At 73.5% G+C, this 17,928-nt stretch carries 16 protein-coding genes; 8 read left to right on the top strand and 8 right to left on the bottom strand.

Annotation, left to right across the window (positions count from 1 at the left end):
* The first annotated feature begins 118 nt into the window (after positions 1–118).
* A complete protein-coding gene (locus tag AB0O07_RS31290; protein WP_365639698.1) occupies positions 119–1,795 on the top strand; it encodes an ABC transporter substrate-binding protein in 1,677 nt (558 codons plus the stop codon).
* An 86-nt stretch (positions 1,796–1,881) separates the two neighbouring features.
* Here the strand turns inward: AB0O07_RS31290 and AB0O07_RS31285 are convergent, their stop codons facing one another.
* Together AB0O07_RS31285 and AB0O07_RS31280 are read right to left on the bottom strand one after the other, a co-directional pair.
* Positions 1,882–3,279, bottom strand: coding sequence for a LysR family transcriptional regulator (locus AB0O07_RS31285; protein WP_365639696.1), 1,398 nt, complete (start codon positions 3,277–3,279; stop codon positions 1,882–1,884).
* A 270-nt stretch (positions 3,280–3,549) separates the two neighbouring features.
* Positions 3,550–4,305, bottom strand: a complete 756-nt coding sequence (locus tag AB0O07_RS31280) for an SDR family NAD(P)-dependent oxidoreductase (protein ID WP_365639694.1) — start codon at positions 4,303–4,305, stop codon at positions 3,550–3,552.
* A 213-nt stretch (positions 4,306–4,518) separates the two neighbouring features.
* On the opposite strand from AB0O07_RS31280, the gene AB0O07_RS31275 reads away from it, so the two are divergent.
* Genes AB0O07_RS31275 through AB0O07_RS31260 form a run of 4 tightly spaced genes read left to right on the top strand, consistent with a single transcriptional unit; the run spans position 4,519 to position 8,337 of the window.
* Positions 4,519–5,742: a cytochrome P450 gene (locus AB0O07_RS31275; protein ID WP_365639692.1), complete on the top strand. Its 1,224-nt coding sequence runs from the start codon at positions 4,519–4,521 to the stop codon at positions 5,740–5,742.
* Positions 5,739–5,969 carry a ferredoxin gene (locus tag AB0O07_RS31270; RefSeq protein ID WP_365639691.1) on the top strand — a complete coding sequence of 77 codons (231 nt, stop codon included), beginning with the start codon at positions 5,739–5,741 and terminating at the stop codon, positions 5,967–5,969. Before AB0O07_RS31275 ends, AB0O07_RS31270 begins: the two co-directional genes overlap by 4 nt.
* Positions 5,969–7,360: a serine hydrolase gene (locus tag AB0O07_RS31265; RefSeq protein ID WP_365639689.1), complete on the top strand. Its 1,392-nt coding sequence runs from the start codon at positions 5,969–5,971 to the stop codon at positions 7,358–7,360. Before AB0O07_RS31270 ends, AB0O07_RS31265 begins: the two co-directional genes overlap by 1 nt.
* Positions 7,357–8,337 (top strand): EamA family transporter, encoded by a 981-nt coding sequence (locus tag AB0O07_RS31260; RefSeq protein ID WP_365639687.1) that lies wholly within the window; start codon positions 7,357–7,359, stop codon positions 8,335–8,337. The genes AB0O07_RS31265 and AB0O07_RS31260 overlap by 4 nt, the downstream gene beginning before the upstream one ends.
* Here AB0O07_RS31260 and AB0O07_RS31255 read toward each other — a convergent pair.
* The 6 genes from AB0O07_RS31255 to AB0O07_RS31230 all read right to left on the bottom strand — a co-directional run bounded on the left by AB0O07_RS31255 (position 8,286) and on the right by AB0O07_RS31230 (position 15,711).
* Positions 8,286–9,296 carry a GNAT family N-acetyltransferase gene (locus AB0O07_RS31255; protein WP_365639685.1) on the bottom strand — a complete coding sequence of 337 codons (1,011 nt, stop codon included), beginning with the start codon at positions 9,294–9,296 and terminating at the stop codon, positions 8,286–8,288. The genes AB0O07_RS31260 and AB0O07_RS31255 overlap by 52 nt on opposite strands.
* Positions 9,297–9,305: 9 nt before the next feature.
* Entirely contained in the window at positions 9,306–11,183 is a 1,878-nt protein-coding gene (locus tag AB0O07_RS31250) for an ABC transporter substrate-binding protein (RefSeq protein WP_365639682.1), read from the bottom strand.
* Entirely contained in the window at positions 11,180–12,289 is a 1,110-nt protein-coding gene (locus tag AB0O07_RS31245; RefSeq protein WP_365639680.1) for a GNAT family N-acetyltransferase, read from the bottom strand. The genes AB0O07_RS31250 and AB0O07_RS31245 overlap by 4 nt, the downstream gene beginning before the upstream one ends.
* Complete coding sequence (locus AB0O07_RS31240; protein WP_365639677.1) at positions 12,286–13,656, bottom strand: ATP-grasp domain-containing protein; 1,371 nt, start codon at positions 13,654–13,656, stop codon at positions 12,286–12,288. Before AB0O07_RS31240 ends, AB0O07_RS31245 begins: the two co-directional genes overlap by 4 nt.
* 183 nt (positions 13,657–13,839) lie before the next feature.
* On the bottom strand, positions 13,840–14,778 hold the full coding sequence (locus AB0O07_RS31235; protein WP_365639675.1) for a hypothetical protein: 939 nt from the start codon (positions 14,776–14,778) through the stop codon (positions 13,840–13,842).
* Positions 14,779–15,174: 396 nt separating this feature from the next.
* Positions 15,175–15,711 carry a flavoprotein gene (locus AB0O07_RS31230; RefSeq protein ID WP_365639672.1) on the bottom strand — a complete coding sequence of 179 codons (537 nt, stop codon included), beginning with the start codon at positions 15,709–15,711 and terminating at the stop codon, positions 15,175–15,177.
* A 96-nt stretch (positions 15,712–15,807) separates the two neighbouring features.
* Here AB0O07_RS31230 and AB0O07_RS31225 point away from each other — a divergent pair, with 96 nt between their 5' ends.
* From AB0O07_RS31225 to AB0O07_RS31215, 3 genes are all read left to right on the top strand, one after another.
* A complete protein-coding gene (locus tag AB0O07_RS31225; protein ID WP_365639670.1) occupies positions 15,808–17,019 on the top strand; it encodes a helix-turn-helix transcriptional regulator in 1,212 nt (403 codons plus the stop codon).
* A gap of 105 nt (positions 17,020–17,124) precedes the next feature.
* Entirely contained in the window at positions 17,125–17,598 is a 474-nt protein-coding gene (locus tag AB0O07_RS31220) for a hypothetical protein (protein ID WP_365639667.1), read from the top strand.
* A 23-nt stretch (positions 17,599–17,621) separates the two neighbouring features.
* Positions 17,622–17,928, top strand: a 307-nt coding sequence (locus tag AB0O07_RS31215) for a DUF6415 family natural product biosynthesis protein (protein ID WP_365639664.1), incomplete at its 3' end; no start/stop codon positions are given.

Genomic DNA, 17,928 nt, shown 5'->3' with positions numbered 1-17,928 from the left:
GTACGGACCGGCTATACCGACCGCCCCCCGGCTATGCGTGCGCCCCGCCCCCGCCCCCGTTCGGTGCTTCGGGACCGCACGATGTGGGGGAAGGCGACGCTACGAGGGGTGGAGGGACATGGAGACCACGCGGTCGACGACCACGGACGAGGACTTCGACGGCGCCGTGCGCGGGGTGGTCCGCGCCACCGGGGGCGAGGGCGGCGGGGGCGGTACGCTCCGGCTCGTCCGTACGGACGACTTCGACTCGCTCGACCCCGGTAACACCTACTACGCCTACACCTGGAACTTCCTCAGGCTCGTCGGCCGCACCCTGGTCACCTTCGACACCGCCCCGGGCCGGGCGGGGCAGCGGCTCGTGCCCGATCTGGCGGAGTCGCTGGGCGAGTCCTCCGAGGGCGGCCGGGTGTGGACGTACCGGCTGCGCGAGGGGCTGCGGTACGAGGACGGCTCGCCCGTCACCTCCGGGGACGTCAAGTACGCGATCGCCCGCAGCAATTACGGTACGGACGTGCTGGGCGCGGGGCCGACCTACTTCCGGCACCTCCTCGGCACGGAGTACGGCGGGCCGTGGCGGGAGCCGGACACCGACGGGCCGGTCACGCTGGAGACGCCCGACGACCGCACCCTGGTCTTCCGGCTCCGCGAGCCCTTCGCCGGCCTCGATCTGCTGGCCACGATGCCGAGTACGACTCCGGTGCCGCGCCGGCTCGACACCGGGGCGCGGTACCGGCTGAGGCCGGTGGCGACCGGGCCTTACCGGGTCGCCTCGTACACCCGTGGCGAACTGGCCGTCCTGGAGCCCAACCCGCACTGGGACCAGGACACCGACCCGGTACGGGTCCGGCGGGCCGGGCGGATCGAGGTCCATCTGGGCAAGGAGCCGCACGAGGTGGACCGGCTGCTGCTCTCCGGCGAGGCCCATATCGACCTGGCCGGCTTCGGGGTGCAGCCCTCGACGCAGGAGCGGATCCTCGCCGATCCGGCGCTCCGGGCGAACGCCGACAACCCGCTGACCGGGTTCACCTGGATCTACTGCCTCTCCAGCCGGATCCCGCCGTTCGACAACGTGCACTGCCGGCGCGCCGTGCAGTTCGCCACCGACAAGGCGGCCATGCAGGAGGCGTACGGCGGCCCCGTCGGCGGTGACATCGCCACCACCATCCTGCCGCCGACGCTCGACGGACACCGGGCCTTCGACCGCTACCCGGTCGGCCCGCACGGCACCGGGGACCTGGCGGCGGCCCGCGCCGAGCTGAAGGCGGCCGGGATGCCGGACGGCTTCCGTACGAAGATCGCCGCCCGCAAGGACCGGCTCAAGGAGTACCGGGCCGCCGAGGCGCTCTCGGCCGGCCTCGCCCGGGTCGGTATCGAGGCGGAGGTCCTGGACTTTCCCTCCGGGGACTACTTCGACCGGTACGGCGGGAGCCCCGCGTATCTGCGGGAGCACGGGATCGGGATCATCATGTTCGGCTGGGGCGCCGACTTCCCGGACGGCTACGGCTTCCTCCAGCAGATCACCGACGGGCGGGCGATCAAGGAGCGCGGCAACCAGAACATGGGCGAGCTGGACGACCCCGAGATCAACGCCCTCCTCGACGAGGGCGCCGCCTGTGCCGACCCGGCGCGGCGCGCGGAGATCTGGCACCGTATCGACCGGCTCACCATGGACCACGCGGTGATCGTGCCGTACCTCTACCCGCGCTCCCTGCTCTACCGCCACCCGGACGCCCGGAACGTCTATGTCACCGGTTCGTTCGGGATGTACGACTACGTGGCGCTCGGCGCGGAGTGACCTGCCGGACCGGCCGCCCGCTCTCGTCGTCCCGGCCCGGGGCGGCGAGAGCGGGCGTTCAGGCCCGGGGCGGCGCGAGCGGGCGTTCAGGCTCCGGCCCGTCCCGCCGCGGTGGGCGGCCGGGCCGGCCAGGGGTCGCGCGGCGGCGGCGGCCCGACGGTCCGGCAGGACGCCGCGGCGACCCGGAACTCCGCCTCGTAGCGGGCGAGACCGCGCAGGAAACGCCGGGTGGAGGTGGTCAGTTCGGTGCCCCGGGGGCTGCGCAGCAGCAGCGGGGCGCCGAGGGAGCGCTCCAGGCGGTGGATGCGCCGGGTGAGCGCCGACTGGCTGATGCTGAGCACGGCCGCCGCCCGGTTGATACTGCCGTGCGCGGCGACCGCCCGCAGCAGACGGAGATCGGCCAGGTCCAGCTTGCGGGCCTCGGCGGGCGCCGGTGCGGGACCCGGGTCCGGGGCGCCGCCGGTGAGCCGCCCGCTCCGCTCCTCGTACCAGCGGGCCCACCACTCCTCGTCCAGCAGGTCCTGGTGGTGCTCGGCGAAGCGCCGTAACTGCCGGTCGGCGATGAGCCCGGCCAGCCGGCGGGCCACCGTCCCGGGCATGACCGTGGGGTCGACGAGCAGCCGTGTGGTGCGGTACGGGCGCTCCGCGAGCGAGCGGCGTACCAGCGAGGGGTCGAGAACGGCCGGCTGGGCGGGGGAGCCGAGACCTATCGCGTCCCCGCGCCGCAGCACGCCCCGGGCGACCGAGGCGTCGGTGACCCGGAGCCGGGCGGGCGCGGGCAGGCCCGCCGACTGGAAGACCCGGGCCACCAGGATCTCGCAGGCCGGCCCGGTCTCCGACACCCAGGTCTCGTCCCGCAGTTCGGCCAGCGAGACCGTCTCCCGGACCGCGAGCGGATGGTCGCGCGGGAGGATCACCCAGAGCGGGTCGTCGAGGACGTCGTGGGCGCGGAGCGTCCGGTCCCAGGAGGGGGGCTGGGGGTCCAGGCCCCAGGTGTAGACCGCGTCCACGTGGTAGCCGGTCAGTTGTCCCGCGACCCGGTGCGGCGCCTCGTACCGGACCGAGAGCAGCAGGCCCAGCAGGGCCGCCGCGTCCTCCACGACCTCCTCCAGCAGCGGTTCGCCGGACGCGATGGAGAGGACTTCCGGGGCGTCGACGGCCTCGGTGCCGTGCCCGAGGAGGTGGACCCGGGCGGCGAGGTCGATCTGGTGGAAGAACCGGCGCCCGGCGACGAGCAGCCGCTGCCCGGCCGAGGTCAGCCGGGCGGTGTGGTGGCTGCGCAGGGTGAGCGGGACCCCCACGGCCCGGTCGAGACGGTCCAGTTGGCGCTGGACGGCGGCGTGCCGGGTGCCGGTCCTGCGGGCGACCTCACCGAGATCGCCCGACTGTCCCACCGCGTCCAGCAGGGAGAGGTCGTCGCGGCCGAAAGGGGAGAGCGATTCCGGCCGCTCGGCCACCGGGGTCGGTTCCGGCGCGAGAGACAATGTCGGTTTCCTTTTCCGTGAAGATCGGTACCGCTGAATTGTCCGCAGTTGCTCCGGGCGCTTCCGGTGCGTCGATTGCGTTCTGTTTCGGTCGCATTCGTTGCTCCGGTCGCTTCCGGCGCTCTTCATCCGGTTCGGAATCGATCGTAGGCAGGGCCGCTCTCCGGGCTCTCCCCGTGCGCACTCCCCGGTGCCGGGGGCTGGCCCTCGGGCGTGGGCCGGCCCCCGGGCGCGGGCCGGCCCCAGGGCGCGAGCCGGCCCTCCCGGGGCTCAGGCCTGGTCGGTGGGGCGTATGAAGATCTCGCCGACCATGACATGCGGCGGGGCGGTCACCGCGTACCGCACCGCCTCGGCGATGTCCGTGCTCCGCAGTTGGCGGATCTTGGCGACGCGCTCCTCGATGGCGGCCTTCGAGGGGGCGTGGGTGATGTGCTCGCGCAGCTCGGTCTCGACCGTGCCCGGCTCGACGACCACCACGCGCACCCCCCGCTCGGTGACCTCCTGGCGCAGCGACTCGCTGAACGCGTTCACGGCGAACTTGGTGGCGTTGTAGACGGCGGCCCCGCGCACCGCGACCCGCCCCGCGACCGAGGAGATCTGCACCACGGTGCCCTGGCCGCGCAGGAGATGCGGGAGCGCCGCGTGGGTCAGGTGGAGCACGCCCGTCAGGTTGGTGCCGATCATCCGGCTCCAGTCGGTGGTGTCGGCGTCCTCCACGGGGCCGAGCAGCATCAGCCCGGCGTTGTTGACCAGGATGTCGAGGCCGCCGAGCGTCTCGACGGTGCTCGCGACGGCGCTCCGTACGGCCTCCTCGTCGGTGACGTCCAGGGCGATGACGTGCACCCGGGCGCCGGCGGCGGTCAGTTCGTCGCCGAGCGCCCGCAGCCGGTCGGCCCGGCGGGCCGCGATCGCCACGGCGGCGCCCTCGGCGGCCAGCATGCGCGCCGTCGCCTCGCCGATTCCCGAACTCGCGCCCGTGACGAGCGCGACCTTTCCCTCCAGCTTTCCCTCCGGCGCGGATGACATGAATTCTCCCCACTCGATACGGCGGTCACCGTGCTGTTTTCGGGAAAGCTAGCAGTCGGCGCATTGTCCGGTGAATTCCTTTCGGCGCCCCTGGTTATGCCCGTTCCCGCCGGGTTATGCGGGCCGTCCCCGCGCCCCGTCCGGGCCCGGCCGGAGTGCGGCAGATTGGCTCTCCGCAGAGCGTGATCCGGGTACGGCGACGGGCGGTGGACGATGAACGATGCGACGTCTCAGGAGCGGCGGACGGCACCGGCGTATCCGATGACCCGGGTCTCACCGGTGGATCCACCGCCGGGGCTCGCGGAGTTGCGCGAGGGCGGGGCGGCGAGCCGGGTGACGCTGTGGGACGGGTCGCAGGTGTGGCTGGTGACCTCGCACGCCGGGGTCCGGGCCGTCCTGGGCGACCGCCGTTTCACCGCGGTCACCAGCGCGCCCGGCTTCCCGATGCTGACCCGCACCTCCCCGCTGGTGCGCGCCAACCCCCAGTCGGCGTCCTTCATCCGTATGGACGACCCGGACCACGCGCGGCTCCGGTCGATGCTCACCCGGGACTTCCTGGCCCGCCGCGCCGAGGAGCTGCGGCCGGCGGTACGGGGGGTGCTGGACGAGCTGCTGGGGAAGCTGGTGGCCGGGGAGCGGCCGGCCGACCTGGTCGCCGGGGTGACCATCCCGGTGCCGTCCCGGGTCATCACGCTGCTGTTCGGGGCCGGCGACGACCGCAGGGAGTTCATCGAGAGCCGCAGCGCCGTCCTCATCGACCGGGGCTACACCCCCGGCCAGGTCGCGGTGGCCCGGGACGAACTCGACGGCTATCTGCGCGAGCTGGTCGAGGAGCGGCTGGCGGATCCCGGCACCGACCTGATCAGCAGGCTCGTGCTCGACCGGGTGCGGCCGGGTGAGCTGACCGTCGAGGAACTGGTCCCGATGTGCCGGCTGCTGCTGGTCGCCGGTCACGGCACCACCACCAGCCAGGCCAGTCTCAGTCTGCTGAGCCTGCTCACCGACCCCGGTCTGGCCACCGCGCTCACCGAGGACCCGGGGCTGCTGCCGCAGGCGGTCGAGGAGCTGCTGCGCTTCCACTCCATCGTGCAGAACGGCCTGGCCCGGGCCGCCGTCGAGGACGTGCTCCTCGGGGATGTGCTCATCCGGGCGGGCGAGGGCGTGGTGCTCTCGCTCTCGGCGGGCAACCGCGACGCGGGGGTCTTCGCCGACCCGGACCGGCTGGACCCGCACCGCGACGCCCGCCGGCATCTCGCCTTCGGCCACGGCATGCACCAGTGCCTCGGCCAGTGGCTCGCCCGGGTCGAGCTGGAGGAGATCCTCGCCGCCGTGCTGCGCTGGCTGCCCGGCGCCCGGCTCGCCGTCCCCTTCGAGGAGCTGGACTTCCGCCACGAGGTGTCCAGTTACGGCCTCGGGGCGCTCCCGGTGATCTGGTGAGCGCGGCGCCCCGGTTCACCGTCGTGGTCGATCCGGCCGCCTGCTGCGCCATGGGCCGCTGCGCGGCGACGGCCCCGGAGATCTTCGCCCAGGACCCCGGGACGGGCACCGTGACGCTGCTCGACGCCACGCCCCCGCCCGCCGCGCACGAGGCGGCCCGGCTCTGCGCGGAGCTCTGCCCGTGCGGGGCCATCACGGTCGACGAGGACGAGAAGCAGGAGCGATGATGACCGAAGCCGCCGGCCCCGCCGGTTCCGTACCGTCCGCCGCGTCGCCGTCCGCCGCGTCGCCGTCCGCCGCGCAGCCGTCCGCTGCGTCGCCGTCGGCCGCGTCGCCGTCCGCCGCGCAGCCGTCCGCCGCGTCGCCGTCCGCCACGCAGCCGTCCGCCGCGTCGCACGCCGCCGCGCTCGCGGCCCTGGCCGCCGACGACTCGCCCCGTGGCGAGGCGGCCCGGTGGGCCGTGGGCCTGCTCACCGGGGCCGGGCCCGCCCCGGACGCCGATGCCGCGCCGGGGTTCGCCGCGCGGCTGGCCGGGTGGCGGGAGCGGGGGCCGTTCACGGTCGTCGCGTACCAGGCCGTCGCCCACAAGGTGTGGATCACGCTGGACGGGCCCGGGGGGCGCCGGACCCTGTCGCTGACCCTCGGCTCCGACGGGGCGGTCCGTACGCTCACCCTCGCTCCCGAGACGGTGACGCCCGAAGTGCCCACCTGGGAGCGGCTGGAGGAGGCGCTGCGCACCCCGGGCGTCGAACACTCCGTCCTCGCCGTACGGCTGACCCCCGGCGGATACGACGTCCTGCACTCCTCGGCCGCCGGCCTCCCGATGCCGGCCGGCTCCACCAACAAGCTGTACGTGCTGCGCGCCCTCGTCCACGCGATCGAGGAAGGCGAGCTGACCTGGGACGACGAGGTGACCGTACGGCCGTCCCTGCGCAGTCTGCCCACCGGGGAGATGCACGAACTCCCCGACGGCACCCGGGCGTCGCTGTACGAGACGGCGTACAAAATGATCGTCCTGAGCGACAACACCGCCGCCGACCTCGTCCTCGACCGGCTGGGCCGCGCCGCGGTGGAGCGGGCGGTGGCCGGATCCGGGCACCACGACCCCGCTCTGCTGCGGCCGTTCCCCAGCAGCCGGGAGATCTTCGAACTCGGCTGGGGCGACCCGGAGCTGAGGAAGCGCTGGGCCGCCGGGGACGAGCACGCGCGGCGGGCGCTGCTCGACGGGATCGGCGGGAGGCTGACCGTACGCCTCTCCGATCTCGGTGAGGCGGCCCACCGGTGGGGTGTCGACTGGTTCCTGAACGCGCACGACGTGGTGCACGTCCTGCGCCGGACGGCGGCCGACAGCGACCGGGACGCCACCGGCGCGGTCGAGAAGATCATGACCGCCTATCCCGGGCTGGCCGTCGACCACGACCGCTGGCGGCGGGTCTACTTCAAGGCCGGTTCCGCGCCGGGCGTGATGATGTTCTGCTGGCTGCTGACGGACCACGCCGGTGACACCTATGTCCTGGTGCTGCGTCAACGCGCCGACGAGCAGCGGGCCGTGGGCGACGGCCTGTTCCTGCGCGGGCTCGGCGCCCGGGTCATCGCGTCCGGGCTGCTGGCCCGGTGAGCGTCCGGGACCGGTTCCTCGCCGCCTTCGTCGCCCTGCTGTGGGGGCTGAACTTCCTCGCCGTGCGCATCGGGCTCGACCACTATCCGCCGCTCTTCCTCTCCGCGCTGCGCTTCCTGGTGCTCGCCGTGCCGGTGGTGCTCTTCGTCCCCCGGCCGAAGGCGCCGGTGCGCTGGCTCGTGCTGTACGGCATGGGGTTCGGGGTGCTCCAGTTCGGGCTGCTGTTCATCGCCATCGACCGGGGCATGCCGTCCGGGCTGGCGTCGGTGGTGGTGCAGGCGGCGGCGCCGTTCACCATGGTGCTGGGCGCCGCGCTCTTCGGCGAGCGGGTCTCGCGGTGGCAGGTGGCCGGGATCGCCCTGGCGGTGCTCGGCATGACCGTGATCGCCCTCGACCGCTCCCGTACCGCCGCCCTGCTGCCGCTGCTGCTGACCGTGCTGGCGGCGTTCGGCTGGGCCCTGGGCAATATCGCGGGACGCCAGGCCCGCCCCGACCATCCGCTGCGCTTCGCCCTGTGGATGGCGGTGGTGCCGCCGGTGCCGCTGCTGGTCCTGTCGGCCGTCATGGAGGGCCCCGGCACGGGGTGGCGGGCGCTCGGGGCCTCCTTCGGGGGCGACGGCTGGCCCGCGCTGGTGGCGCTGGCGTACACGGCGCTCGCCGGTTCCGTGGTCGGCTCCGGTATCTGGACGGGGCTGCTGAAGCGGAACGAGGCGGCCACGGTGGCGCCGTTCTCGATGCTGGTACCGGTCGTCGGTGTCGCGGTCGCCTGGCTCTTCCTGGGCGAACGCCTCACCGGCTGGGCGGCGGTGGGCAGTGCGGCGGTCGTCGGCGGGGTGCTGCTCGGTTCGGCGAGGGTACGGGTACGGCGTGCGGCCCCCGCGGACCGGACGCCACCGGCACGCGGGGGCCGCACCGGGCCCTCCGCTCAGCCCTCGCCCGGGCCGGCCTCCCGTGTCCAGGACACCAACCGCTCATAGGGTTCGAAGCCCATCGCCTCGTTCACGGCGATCATCGGCCGGTTGGTCTCGTCGTTCGCCGTCTCCACCCGCCGTACCCGGGGCCACCGGTCCAGCGCGTACCGCAGGTTGGCGAGCTTGAGCAGCAGCCCCAGGCGGTGGCCCCGGTGGGCGCGGTGGACCACGGTCATGCCCTGGAGCAGGTACTCGGGGTTGCCGGCGGTCTTGGAGACGCTGGTGTAGCCGGCCAGTTCGCCGGTCGCGTCGTGCACCACCCCGGTGTGGTGGGCCCGCCGCCCCCGGCCCACCCGCATCGTCTCGAACCGCCGGGCGTAGCTGGAGCGGATCTCCTGCTGGGCGGCGTCCACGGGGGCGTCGCCCAGGGAGAGTTCGAGGGCGGAGACCCGCAGCGCGTAGGTGTCGGGGGTGATGGTGCCCCAGGTGACGAGGGAGTAGCCGGCCGGCACCACGGGGACGCCCTCCGCCAGCGGGTTGTACCGGGCGAGGTCGAGCCACTGGTGCAGCCCCGCCGGGACATCCGCGCGCGCGGCGCCCATGGCGGTGGCGAAGGCGGCAGGACCCGGGTCCGGCGGCGGTCCGTCGGGCACCCCGTCGGTGAGCGTCGCGGTGAGGGCGGACCTGCCGTGTTTACCGGCCACTTCGAGCGCGTGGCGGAAGAGCGCGCCGCCGATGCCGCGCCGGCGCGCTCCGCTCCGTACGAGCAGTTGGTCGGCGTGGGCCACCGGCGCCCCCTCGGGGAGCACCAGGCGCAGCGCGCCCGCCACCCGGCCGCCGGTCACCGCCACCCAGTCGTCGAGGACGGCGCCGGGCGGGGCGTGGCGCAGCGAGCCGAGCAGGTCGGTCCGGCACGGCGGCGCCGCGTGCGGACGGTCGCCGGCCGTCTCGTCCAGCAGGTCCAGCCACTGGCCCGCGATGTCGTCGTCGTCCGCGGTGAGCGGGACGAACTCCAGGTCGGTCATGCGAGTTCCTTACGCGTCGGAGCCGGAGCCGGAGCCGGGGGCGGGGGCGGGAGCGGGGCCGGGATCGGAGCCGGAGGCGGGATCGTGGTCGGGGTCGGCGGCCAGGCCCATCGCCTGGACGTCGTAGAGCCCGAAGGCCGGGTGGACATAGACATTGGTGACCCAGGGGTTGCGGAAGTGCAGGGTCTTGTCGTGGACGAGGGGCAGCAGTACGGCGTGGTCCATCACCCGCCGCTCCACCTCCCGCCAGCGGCGCGCCCGCCCCTCCGGGTCCGTGGTGTGCAGGGTCTCGTCGATCAGGCCGTTGACCACCGGGTCGTCGAGTTCGGGCAGGTTCCAGTTGCCGCCGTTGCGTTTGATCTGGCGGCCGTCGACCAGCGGCGCGAGAAAGCCGTACTCCGTGGGGAAGTCGGCGCCCCAGTCGGTGACGATCAGCCCGAGCCCGTGTTCCCGTACCGTGCCCGGATGCCCGGCGCCCCGGCTGAAGTACGTCGCCACGTCGAGTTCCTTGACGGTCAGCCGGATGCCGACCCGGGCCACCGAGGCCGCCAGCGCGTCGGCCACCAGCCGGAACTTGCCGCGCTGGGTGCCGATCACCGCGTCGAAACCGTCCGGGAGCCCCGCCGCCCTCAGCTCGGCCCGCGCCGCTTCGAGGTCGCCGGTGCGCTCCGGGCCGCTCGGGTAGGGGTCCAGCTCCTGGTGGGCCGGGAGCCCCGGCGGGAAGAGCGCCGTGGTCAGGTCGCCGCCGGTGACGGGGCCGCCGCGGGCCTCCTGGAGGAGCAGCCGGTCGGCGGCGTAGTGCACCGCCCGGCGCGCGTGGATGTCGCCGAACGGCGGGATGTGCGGCTGTACGGCGACGAAGTGCAGGAAGCTGGTCCGCGGGTTGTCGGTGCCCGAGCGCAGCGCCTCGTCCGCCGCGAGCCGGGCCTGGGCCGCGTGCTGGAGCCCCCGCCCCTCCAGGTTGATGTCGAACTCCCCGGCGATCAGCCGCGCGTCGAGGTCGTCGGCGTCCAGCCCGATGGTCACCTCCACCCGGTCCGGCAGCGCGGGGCGGACCGGGTCGGTGGCCGGGTCCCAGTACGGGTTGCGCTCCAGGTGGAGGCGGACGCCCGGGGTGTGCAGGGCCACCCGGTAGGGGCCGCTGGAGCGCGGGGCCCCGCCGTAGCCCGCGCCGGTGTCGGCGTGCCGGGGCACCGGCGCCGCGCAGGGCTGGGCCATCAGATGGTCGAAGTCGGAGAAGGGCCGGGTCAGATGGAAGACGACGGTGTGCTCGTCCGGGGTGCGCACGGAGGCCAGGGGCTCGTCGGTCCGGTACGGGCCGGGGTACGGCCGGGCCGGATCGTCCAGCAGCGGTACGAGATAGGTGGGCCCCCCGGGGAGCACGTCCTGCGCGAACACCCGCTGTACGGCGTGGCGGATCCCGGCCGAGGTGATCGGCGTACCGTCGTCGTACCGCAGGCCGGGCCGGAGCCGGTAGGTCCAGGTGCGCCCGCCGTCGCTCACCCGGCCGGGGCCCTCGGCGAGGTCGGGGACCGGGACGAGACCGGCCGGTCCCGGGTCGGCCGGATAGGCCATGAGGGTGCGGTTGAGCATCCGCTGGAGCAGCCACACCCAGACGTAGTAGGTGCGCGCCGGGTCGAGCGAGTCCACGTCGGCGGTGGAGACCAGGCGCAGGGTCCCGCCGCGCCGGGCGGAGTGGTTGACCAGCGCGCCCACACCGGCGCCCCAGCCGGGCCCGCCGGACGCGGGGCCGACGGGCGTCGGGCCGCCGGACGCCGGGCCGCCCGGTGCCTGGCCGTCGGGCGTCGGCCCGCCGGGCGCCTGGGCGGGGCCTCGTACCGTACCGGAGCGTCGTGCCGTACGGGAACGTCGTGCCGGGGCGGTCATCGCCGGCCCCCTTCGAGTCGGAGGAGGAAGGAGTGTTCCCGGGCGGCGAGGCACCCCCGGGCGAGTTTCGCCTCGACGCTGCCGATCCCGGCGTGCAGGACACCGACGCCCTGTTCGGCCGCCGCCTCCAGGACGCGGTAGTAGAGGACGTCGTAGTAGAGCGGCAGCTTCCCCTGGGCCTCGTAGTCGAAGCCCGCGCGGTGGCCGAACCACTCCTCCCGGCCCCGGGAGCGGGAGCGCAGCACCATCCCGAAGCCGATCGGGACGCCGTCCTTGCGGGCGACGGAGACCATCACGTCGTCCCCCATGACCTCGCCGATCCAGCCGATCAGGCCGGCCGAGTGCTCGGGGCTGGCCGGGTTGCCGTACTTGCGCAGCAGGTTGCAGTCGAGTTCGCCGAGGCGGGGCACCAGCTCCGGGGTGAGCGGCTCCACCCGTACGTCGATCTTCGCCTCGTCCAGCGCCCGGCGCTCCAGGCGGACCCGGCGGCGCCGGTGCTTGCTCATCTCGGCGAGGAACTGCTCCCGCCCGCCGGCCGGAATGGGCAGCCAGGCATAGTGCGCCGACGGGTGGGAGACATAGCCGCGCCCCCGCAGCAGGGCGATGAGGCCGGTGTCGCGCTCGTCCACGTGCGGGAAGCACACGGAGGCCGCGCCCCGTTCGGCGGCGAGCCCCTCGGCGTGCGCCACCAGGGCCGCCACATCCGAGGGCAGGGCGTCCGGCCCGGCCAGCGGCCGGGTCCGGCCCAGGTGGCGTCCGCCGCACACCAGGGAGGGCAGCAGCGACGCCGGGTCCCCGTGGGCGGTGTCGGCGAGCCGGGCCAGCGCCTCCGGCTCCTCGTCCCGTACGCCCTGGGCGAGCATCGCGTCGGGACGGGCGAGCAGCCAGGGCACCGCGTCATGGGCCCAGGCGGTCACCAGGGCGGCGACCGGGGCGCCCGCCCGGCGGCGTACCAGGAAGTCCATGGTGGTGCCGGAGTTGCGTTCCTGGACACCCAGCCAGCGGGGCGTCTGGAAGAAGTCCTCGGGTCCGGTCAGCTCCGACCAGCCTGCCTCCTCCAGCGCCGCCGCGCCGGGGACCGCCACCACCTCGCCGTGGCCGCTCACGAGCGCCCGTCCCGCCCGGCCCCCTCGGCTTCGCCGCCCGATGCGTCCGGCTCGTCCTCCACGGCTCCGTCCTCCACGGCTCCGTCCTCCTCGACCACGAAGTCGAGGAAACCGGCCGCCCGGTCGGCGAGCTCCCGGGCCGCCAGCCGGTCGGGACCGCTGCAATAGGTGAAGCCCACGCACGCGGAGTTGTCCATCCGCTGGAGCAGCTTGTCGCCCTTCTCCGCGTGCAGCAGCACCTGGACGCCCGGCACGGCGGAAGCGGCCTCGATGCCGTCGATCCGCTTCAGGGTGCCGCGCCGCTCCGGGTAGATCATGCGGACGGCCGCGCCGCCCCGGTGGACGACGGGCTCGATGGGCGGGGTCTCGCCGATGGCCAGCAGCCACGCGTCGAGGATGGGGCTGCGCCCGGTGACATCGGTGACCAGCATGGTCATACAGCTCGACGGGGTGCGCGGGTTGGCCTCGATGACCCGCCACCCGGTCTTGGTGCGGCGCACCTCGGTGTGGCAGGGGCCGTGCCGGTAGCCGATCGCCGCCAGGGTCGCGCGGACCACGGAGTACAGCGCGTCGCGCTCCTCGTCCGGGAGCGGTACGGGGAAGGTGTGCCCGCACTCGATATAGGCGGGGTCGCCGAACAGGTCCTTGGAGGTGACGCCGAAGACATGGGTGCGGCCGTCCACCGTCATCGTCTCGACGCTGACCTCCTCGCCCTCGACGTATGTCTCCAGCAGCACGTCACCGGAGCGCGGCTGGCCCCGCAGGCTCTGCCGCACCTGCGACAGCTCCTGGAACGCCTCGGTCAGCTCGGCCAGGGTGTCGACGCGCCGGACGCCGTAACTGATGGCCTCGGCGGGCGGTTTGGCGATCATCGGGAAGCCCAGCTCGCGGGCGGCCTCCGCCAACTCGTCGGCCCGGCTCACCCGCCGGTGGGGGATGTTGTACGGCACGTCCCCGAGCGCCACCCGCAGCCGGTCCTTGACGTTCGCGGTCTCCACGGCGGCCGGGTCGGGCCCGGGCAGCCCGAGCCGCCGCGCCGCCTGCGCTGCGAGCACGGTGTGGTAGTCGGAGAACGAGGTCAACCCGTCCACCAGCGGCCGGCCGCCCGGTCCCGTCACAGTCGCCAGGACCGCCTCCACGTCGGTGGTGTCCACGTCGATCACCCGGTCGACGGCGGCGGCGAGCGGATGGGTGTCCCAGTCGTGGCCGTGGGTGTACCAGGAGCGGTCACCGGTCAGCAGCCAGATCTCCAGCCCGTGCTCGCGCGCCTGGCGCAGCCCCAGGACGAAGGGGTGGTTCTGCATGTGCTCGACGATCGCGATGCGTCTGCCCGCGAACATGGCATAGTCGGCCAGGGGTGTGGTCATCGAACCGCCTCCGTCGCTCCGCACTCCGTGTGCACCACGGGACCCGGGTACCGCACCAGTGGAGCGCGCCGACCGGGCGCGGGGCACGGATCGCGCGGCGGTGTGCATAGGAGACGGGCGAGGCGCATAGGGGCGGGGCGCACAGAGAGGCGCCCGGACCGCCGCCTGGTTCTTCCGGTTCGTCTAGCCCTTGTCCAGCTCTGATGCGGCGGCGGCGTTCCGCGCTTCGGCGGCGAGGGCGCGGACGCGGTGCGGTGGGAGCGCGGCGGGATACGGTACGGGTGCGGGAGTGCCCCGGCAGGCGCGGCACTCCCCGTCGACCAGGGCCTCCGGTCGTCCCGGTGCGCGGCAGTTGGCGCACTCCACCAGGGGGCCTGCTGTCGGGCCCGGGGTGGCCGCTACGTCAACGGGTTCGGGCGGCAGCTTGGCGGTGAGCCGGGTGCGTACGAGCCCGGCGGGATGGTGTACGGGTACGGGCAGCCCGTGGGTGAGGGCGTGCAGCACATCCTCCTCCCCGGCCCCGCGTACGAACCACTCGGCGGCCAGGGGCTCCAGGGCCGCGCAGTCGGCGGCGGAGAGCGACAGCGCGGGGCAACGGCGCCCGAGGGCGGCGAGCAGGAGATACCCCCGGGACCGGGGTGGCCGCGTACCGGCCGCCAGGGCGGGGGAGGGAGCCGGGGCCGGGGCCGGGGCGGCGCTGGTCATCGGCGGTGCGGCCGGGGCGGCGGCCACGATTGCAACCGGTGCGCACCAACCGGCAGTTGAGGGGTCCAGGAAGTCCGGGCGCTCCGTCTCGCCCCCCGTCTCCCAGGCGTCACCCTCACGTGCCGTACGGGAGAACCACGTACGAGTGACCCACCGCCCACCGCTCGCACCGGCGAGGAATTCGCGTCGCCGCAGCAGATGCCCGGCCCGTTCAAGGAAGTTCAGGGCGGTGCGTAAGGCGCACTGCCCGTACTCCATCACCTTGGCCAGGGCTTTCACGCAGATGTCGGCCCCGTCGGGCAGCCGGTCGATGAACCCGGCGATGGCGGCTTCCCGCCCGGGCAGGAGGGCGAAGTCGTCTGCGGAGGGGGCCGGTTGACCGGAAACCGAACGCTTCCCGTACCCCGGATTGGCCATCGGATGGGAAGCGCCGTGCGCACACGCCGACGCAACACTAAACTGCGAAACAGCCACAAAGATCACTCGCTTTGATCGAGCTGGTGAGGTCTCCGTCAGGTGTTGGCGCACCCGGCGGGGACCGTTTTACGTTTCAGGGGCAAGGTAGACGCTCCTCACCCTGCGTCGCAACCCGATCGCGAAAAGTCAACACCCGGGCCAGGGCGGACGGTAGGGAGGGTGGGTGGGAAACAGGAAACCAACCAGTCCTCAGAAGCAGAGCTCGACCCCCGAAGCTCAAGCCCCGGGCCACCCCGCCGCCCCTGTTCCCCAGCTCAGCACCGCGCGAACCCTCGCCCCGCCCCCCGAAGCTCAAGCCCCGGGCCGCCTGCGGTTACGCGTTCATGCGCTGGACGATCAGGCGGGAGTCGCCACGTTCGCGATCGCGTCGAGCGCCTTGGCCCAGGGGTACGGTTCCTTCTCGCCCGGCTGATTGGGCATGAACCCGCCCTCGCCGTAGAGCACTGTCACCCCCATTTCCCGCAGCTCGGCAATGCTCTTGTGCAGCCGCCGGTGCTGGGCATAGGCGGCGTTCACGCACGGCATCGTCACGATGGGGATGCCCTTGCCGATTCCCTCGGCAACCACGCCGACGACGAACTTCGACGTCAATCCGAGCGCCCACTCATTCAGGGTGTTGAAGGTGGCCGGCGCCAGCAGGATGACGTCCGCCTTGGGCCAGACGTCCGGCTCGCCCGGCAGTTTGTACTCGGACCGTACGGGGCTGCCGGTCAGCCGCTCCAGCTCAGCTCTTCGCGGCTCCAGCCAGCGCGCGGCCGTCGGCGTCAACCCGAGACACACATTCCACCCGCGGGACTGCACCTCGCCGATGACCCCGACAATGTCGAAAGCGGGTGGGGCTGCGCTGGCGAACAGGTAGAGAGTCGATGTCATCGGCCCAGTCGACCACATGCAACCGCCCCAAGCCGAGCTCGATTCAGGGGCGCCGCGCGTACCGTTCTGAGTGACTAGGTCAGAACGGAGCCCAGTATGCCCGAGCCCGCCGACGTCCACATCGGAGCCCGCATCGCGTCCCGGCGAAAACTGGCCGGATACACGCAGCGGCAACTCGCAGAGCATTCCCACCTTTCCCTCGGCGCCATCCGCAAGGTCGAACGCGGGGAGCGTCAGCCCACACCGAGCCTCCTGACCGGGGTCGCGCGCGTCCTCCACGTCACCGTCGAGGACCTCACCGGCCAGCCCTACCGGGACCTCCCGCAGGACGAACAGGTCCACGCCCCCATCACCGAAGTACGGGCGGCGCTGCGGCACTGGGACCTGCCCGGCGACTGGTTCGACACGCCGCGCTCCCTGCCCGAGCTACGGGTCGACCTCAAGGCCGCGACCGAACACCGCGTCCACGGCCGGCTCACCCGGCTCGGTGAAGCCCTGCCCCCGCTGCTCGAAGAACTGACCGCATCCGTACACCTCCGCGCGGGCAAGGAGCAGCGGCAGGCCGCCCGGCTGCTGTCCCTGGCCTACGACCTGGCGCACACCCTCACGTACCGGCTCGGGTATCCGGACCTGCGCGGGCAGGTGGAGGACCGTCTGCGATGGGCGGCCGGGCTCACTGCGGACCCTGTGCTTGTCGCGCTCGCCGAGTACAAGCGGGTCGAGACGTTCAAGTCGGCGCACGAGTACGGTGCCGGGCTGCGCGTTCTGCAAGCCGCCCGGGAGCAGTTGGCCGACGAGGGCCGCGGGCTGGGCGCGGAGTGTCTGACGGTCCTCGGCGGGATGCGGCTGCGGGAAGTCACCCTCGCGTCCAGGCGCCGCGACACAGCGGCCACGAACCACCACCTCGAAGAGGCCCGAACCCTCCTGCGGCGGCTACCGCGCGCCTCGGACCAGCGACATCACAGTGTCGTGTTCGGCATGGGCAACCTCGCCATCCACGAGATCCAGGCCCGGCTGGAGCTACAGCAGGTGTCGGAGGCCGACAAGGTCATCGCCAAGAACAAGATGCTTCCCGGGACTGTTCCGCCCACCCGGATGAGTGCGTACCACATCAACGTCGCTCGGGCCCACATCGCGGCCGACCGGCGTGAAGCGGCGTTGGCGAACCTTCAGCAGGCGCGGCAGGTTGCCCCGCAGGTGACGCGCTACAAGCCGATGGCGCGGGATGCGGCGCTGCTGCTGACGATGAAGTACCGGCGGACGACCGAGGAGTTGCGGTCGCTGAGTAGCTGGTTCGGGCTGGAATAGCGAGACTGACGCACCGACAGAAGTACCCCAGCTTGGGGTACTTCCGCTGTTGCATGCTCGGGACGATGTGACGAGGAACTTACTCACCGTCACATGGAGCCGATCATGACGCAGCATCATCCGCTGACCATCACCCCCGTCGAGCGCTGGCTGGCGAGATCGATTCCCGATCCGGAGTCGGCGTTCCGGGACTGGCGGGACGGGCGTCCCGCCGTGCTCGCCCTGGGCGCGATGTTCGACGCGGTGAAACTCCCGCAGCGCCTTGTCCACGCGGCGGCCAGCACCCCCGAGCGGTCCGCCGTAACCGCTGTGCTGGCCCCGCTGGGCGGTCCGGTGATCTGGTCGCCGCCCGGCTGGTACCTGGCCCTCGTCCCCGCCGGAACGGCGGCGGTCTGGGACCCCCGGTACGCCGCCGCGCTCGGTCCGGACACCTACCTCACCGTGCCCCGCCCCGACCGTAGGGGCCCCGCCGGAATCCACTGGGCCGTCCCGCCCGCCCACGCCCGTACCCTCTGCTCCCCGGCCGCCGTCGCCCGGCTCCTGGCCGACGGCCACCAGCGCCAGGGTGGTATCCGGTGACGGGGCCCGGTACGACGCCGGCCATGCCGGGGACCGGTATTGAGGACGCCCTCGCGAAGGCCGCCGCCCTGGGGACCGCACGGGCGGGCGAGGCTGAACTGGCCCACGCCGCCACACTCCTGCGTACCCATATCGCGGCCCTGCTGCCCGCCGCCGAGGCGCACGTCGACGGGCTCTGGCCGGGCGGGCCCGAGTGGTACCCCCGGCGTTCACGCCTGGACAGCATCCGGCACAACCTCGCCGAACAGGCCCCGGCCCTGACACCGCTCTCCGCCCAGGTACGCCTGGCCCTCCTCCACCGGGACTGCGCCTATCTCCTGGAGCACTACG

Source organism: Streptomyces sp. NPDC093085, assembly GCF_040683935.1.
Taxonomy (GTDB): Bacteria; Actinomycetota; Actinomycetes; order Streptomycetales; family Streptomycetaceae; genus Streptomyces.
The sequence above is the reverse complement of the archived record's forward strand: the minus strand, read 5'-3'. Positions and strand labels throughout refer to the sequence as shown.

Excerpts from the sequence above, each read along its gene's own strand:
- AB0O07_RS31225 (WP_365639670.1), top strand. The coding sequence starts at position 15,808 with ATGCCCGAGCCCGCCGACGTCCACATCGGAGCCCGCATCGCGTCCCGG.
- AB0O07_RS31280 (WP_365639694.1), bottom strand. The coding sequence starts at position 4,305 with ATGTCATCCGCGCCGGAGGGAAAGCTGGAGGGAAAGGTCGCGCTCGTC.
- AB0O07_RS31290 (WP_365639698.1), top strand. The coding sequence starts at position 119 with ATGGAGACCACGCGGTCGACGACCACGGACGAGGACTTCGACGGCGCC.
- AB0O07_RS31275 (WP_365639692.1), top strand. The coding sequence starts at position 4,519 with ATGAACGATGCGACGTCTCAGGAGCGGCGGACGGCACCGGCGTATCCG.
- AB0O07_RS31235 (WP_365639675.1), bottom strand. The coding sequence starts at position 14,778 with ATGGCCAATCCGGGGTACGGGAAGCGTTCGGTTTCCGGTCAACCGGCC.
- AB0O07_RS31255 (WP_365639685.1), bottom strand. The coding sequence starts at position 9,296 with ATGACCGACCTGGAGTTCGTCCCGCTCACCGCGGACGACGACGACATC.
- AB0O07_RS31220 (WP_365639667.1), top strand. The coding sequence starts at position 17,125 with ATGACGCAGCATCATCCGCTGACCATCACCCCCGTCGAGCGCTGGCTG.
- AB0O07_RS31250 (WP_365639682.1), bottom strand. The coding sequence starts at position 11,183 with ATGACCGCCCCGGCACGACGTTCCCGTACGGCACGACGCTCCGGTACG.
- AB0O07_RS31240 (WP_365639677.1), bottom strand. The coding sequence starts at position 13,656 with ATGACCACACCCCTGGCCGACTATGCCATGTTCGCGGGCAGACGCATC.
- AB0O07_RS31230 (WP_365639672.1), bottom strand. The coding sequence starts at position 15,711 with ATGACATCGACTCTCTACCTGTTCGCCAGCGCAGCCCCACCCGCTTTC.
- AB0O07_RS31265 (WP_365639689.1), top strand. The coding sequence starts at position 5,969 with ATGACCGAAGCCGCCGGCCCCGCCGGTTCCGTACCGTCCGCCGCGTCG.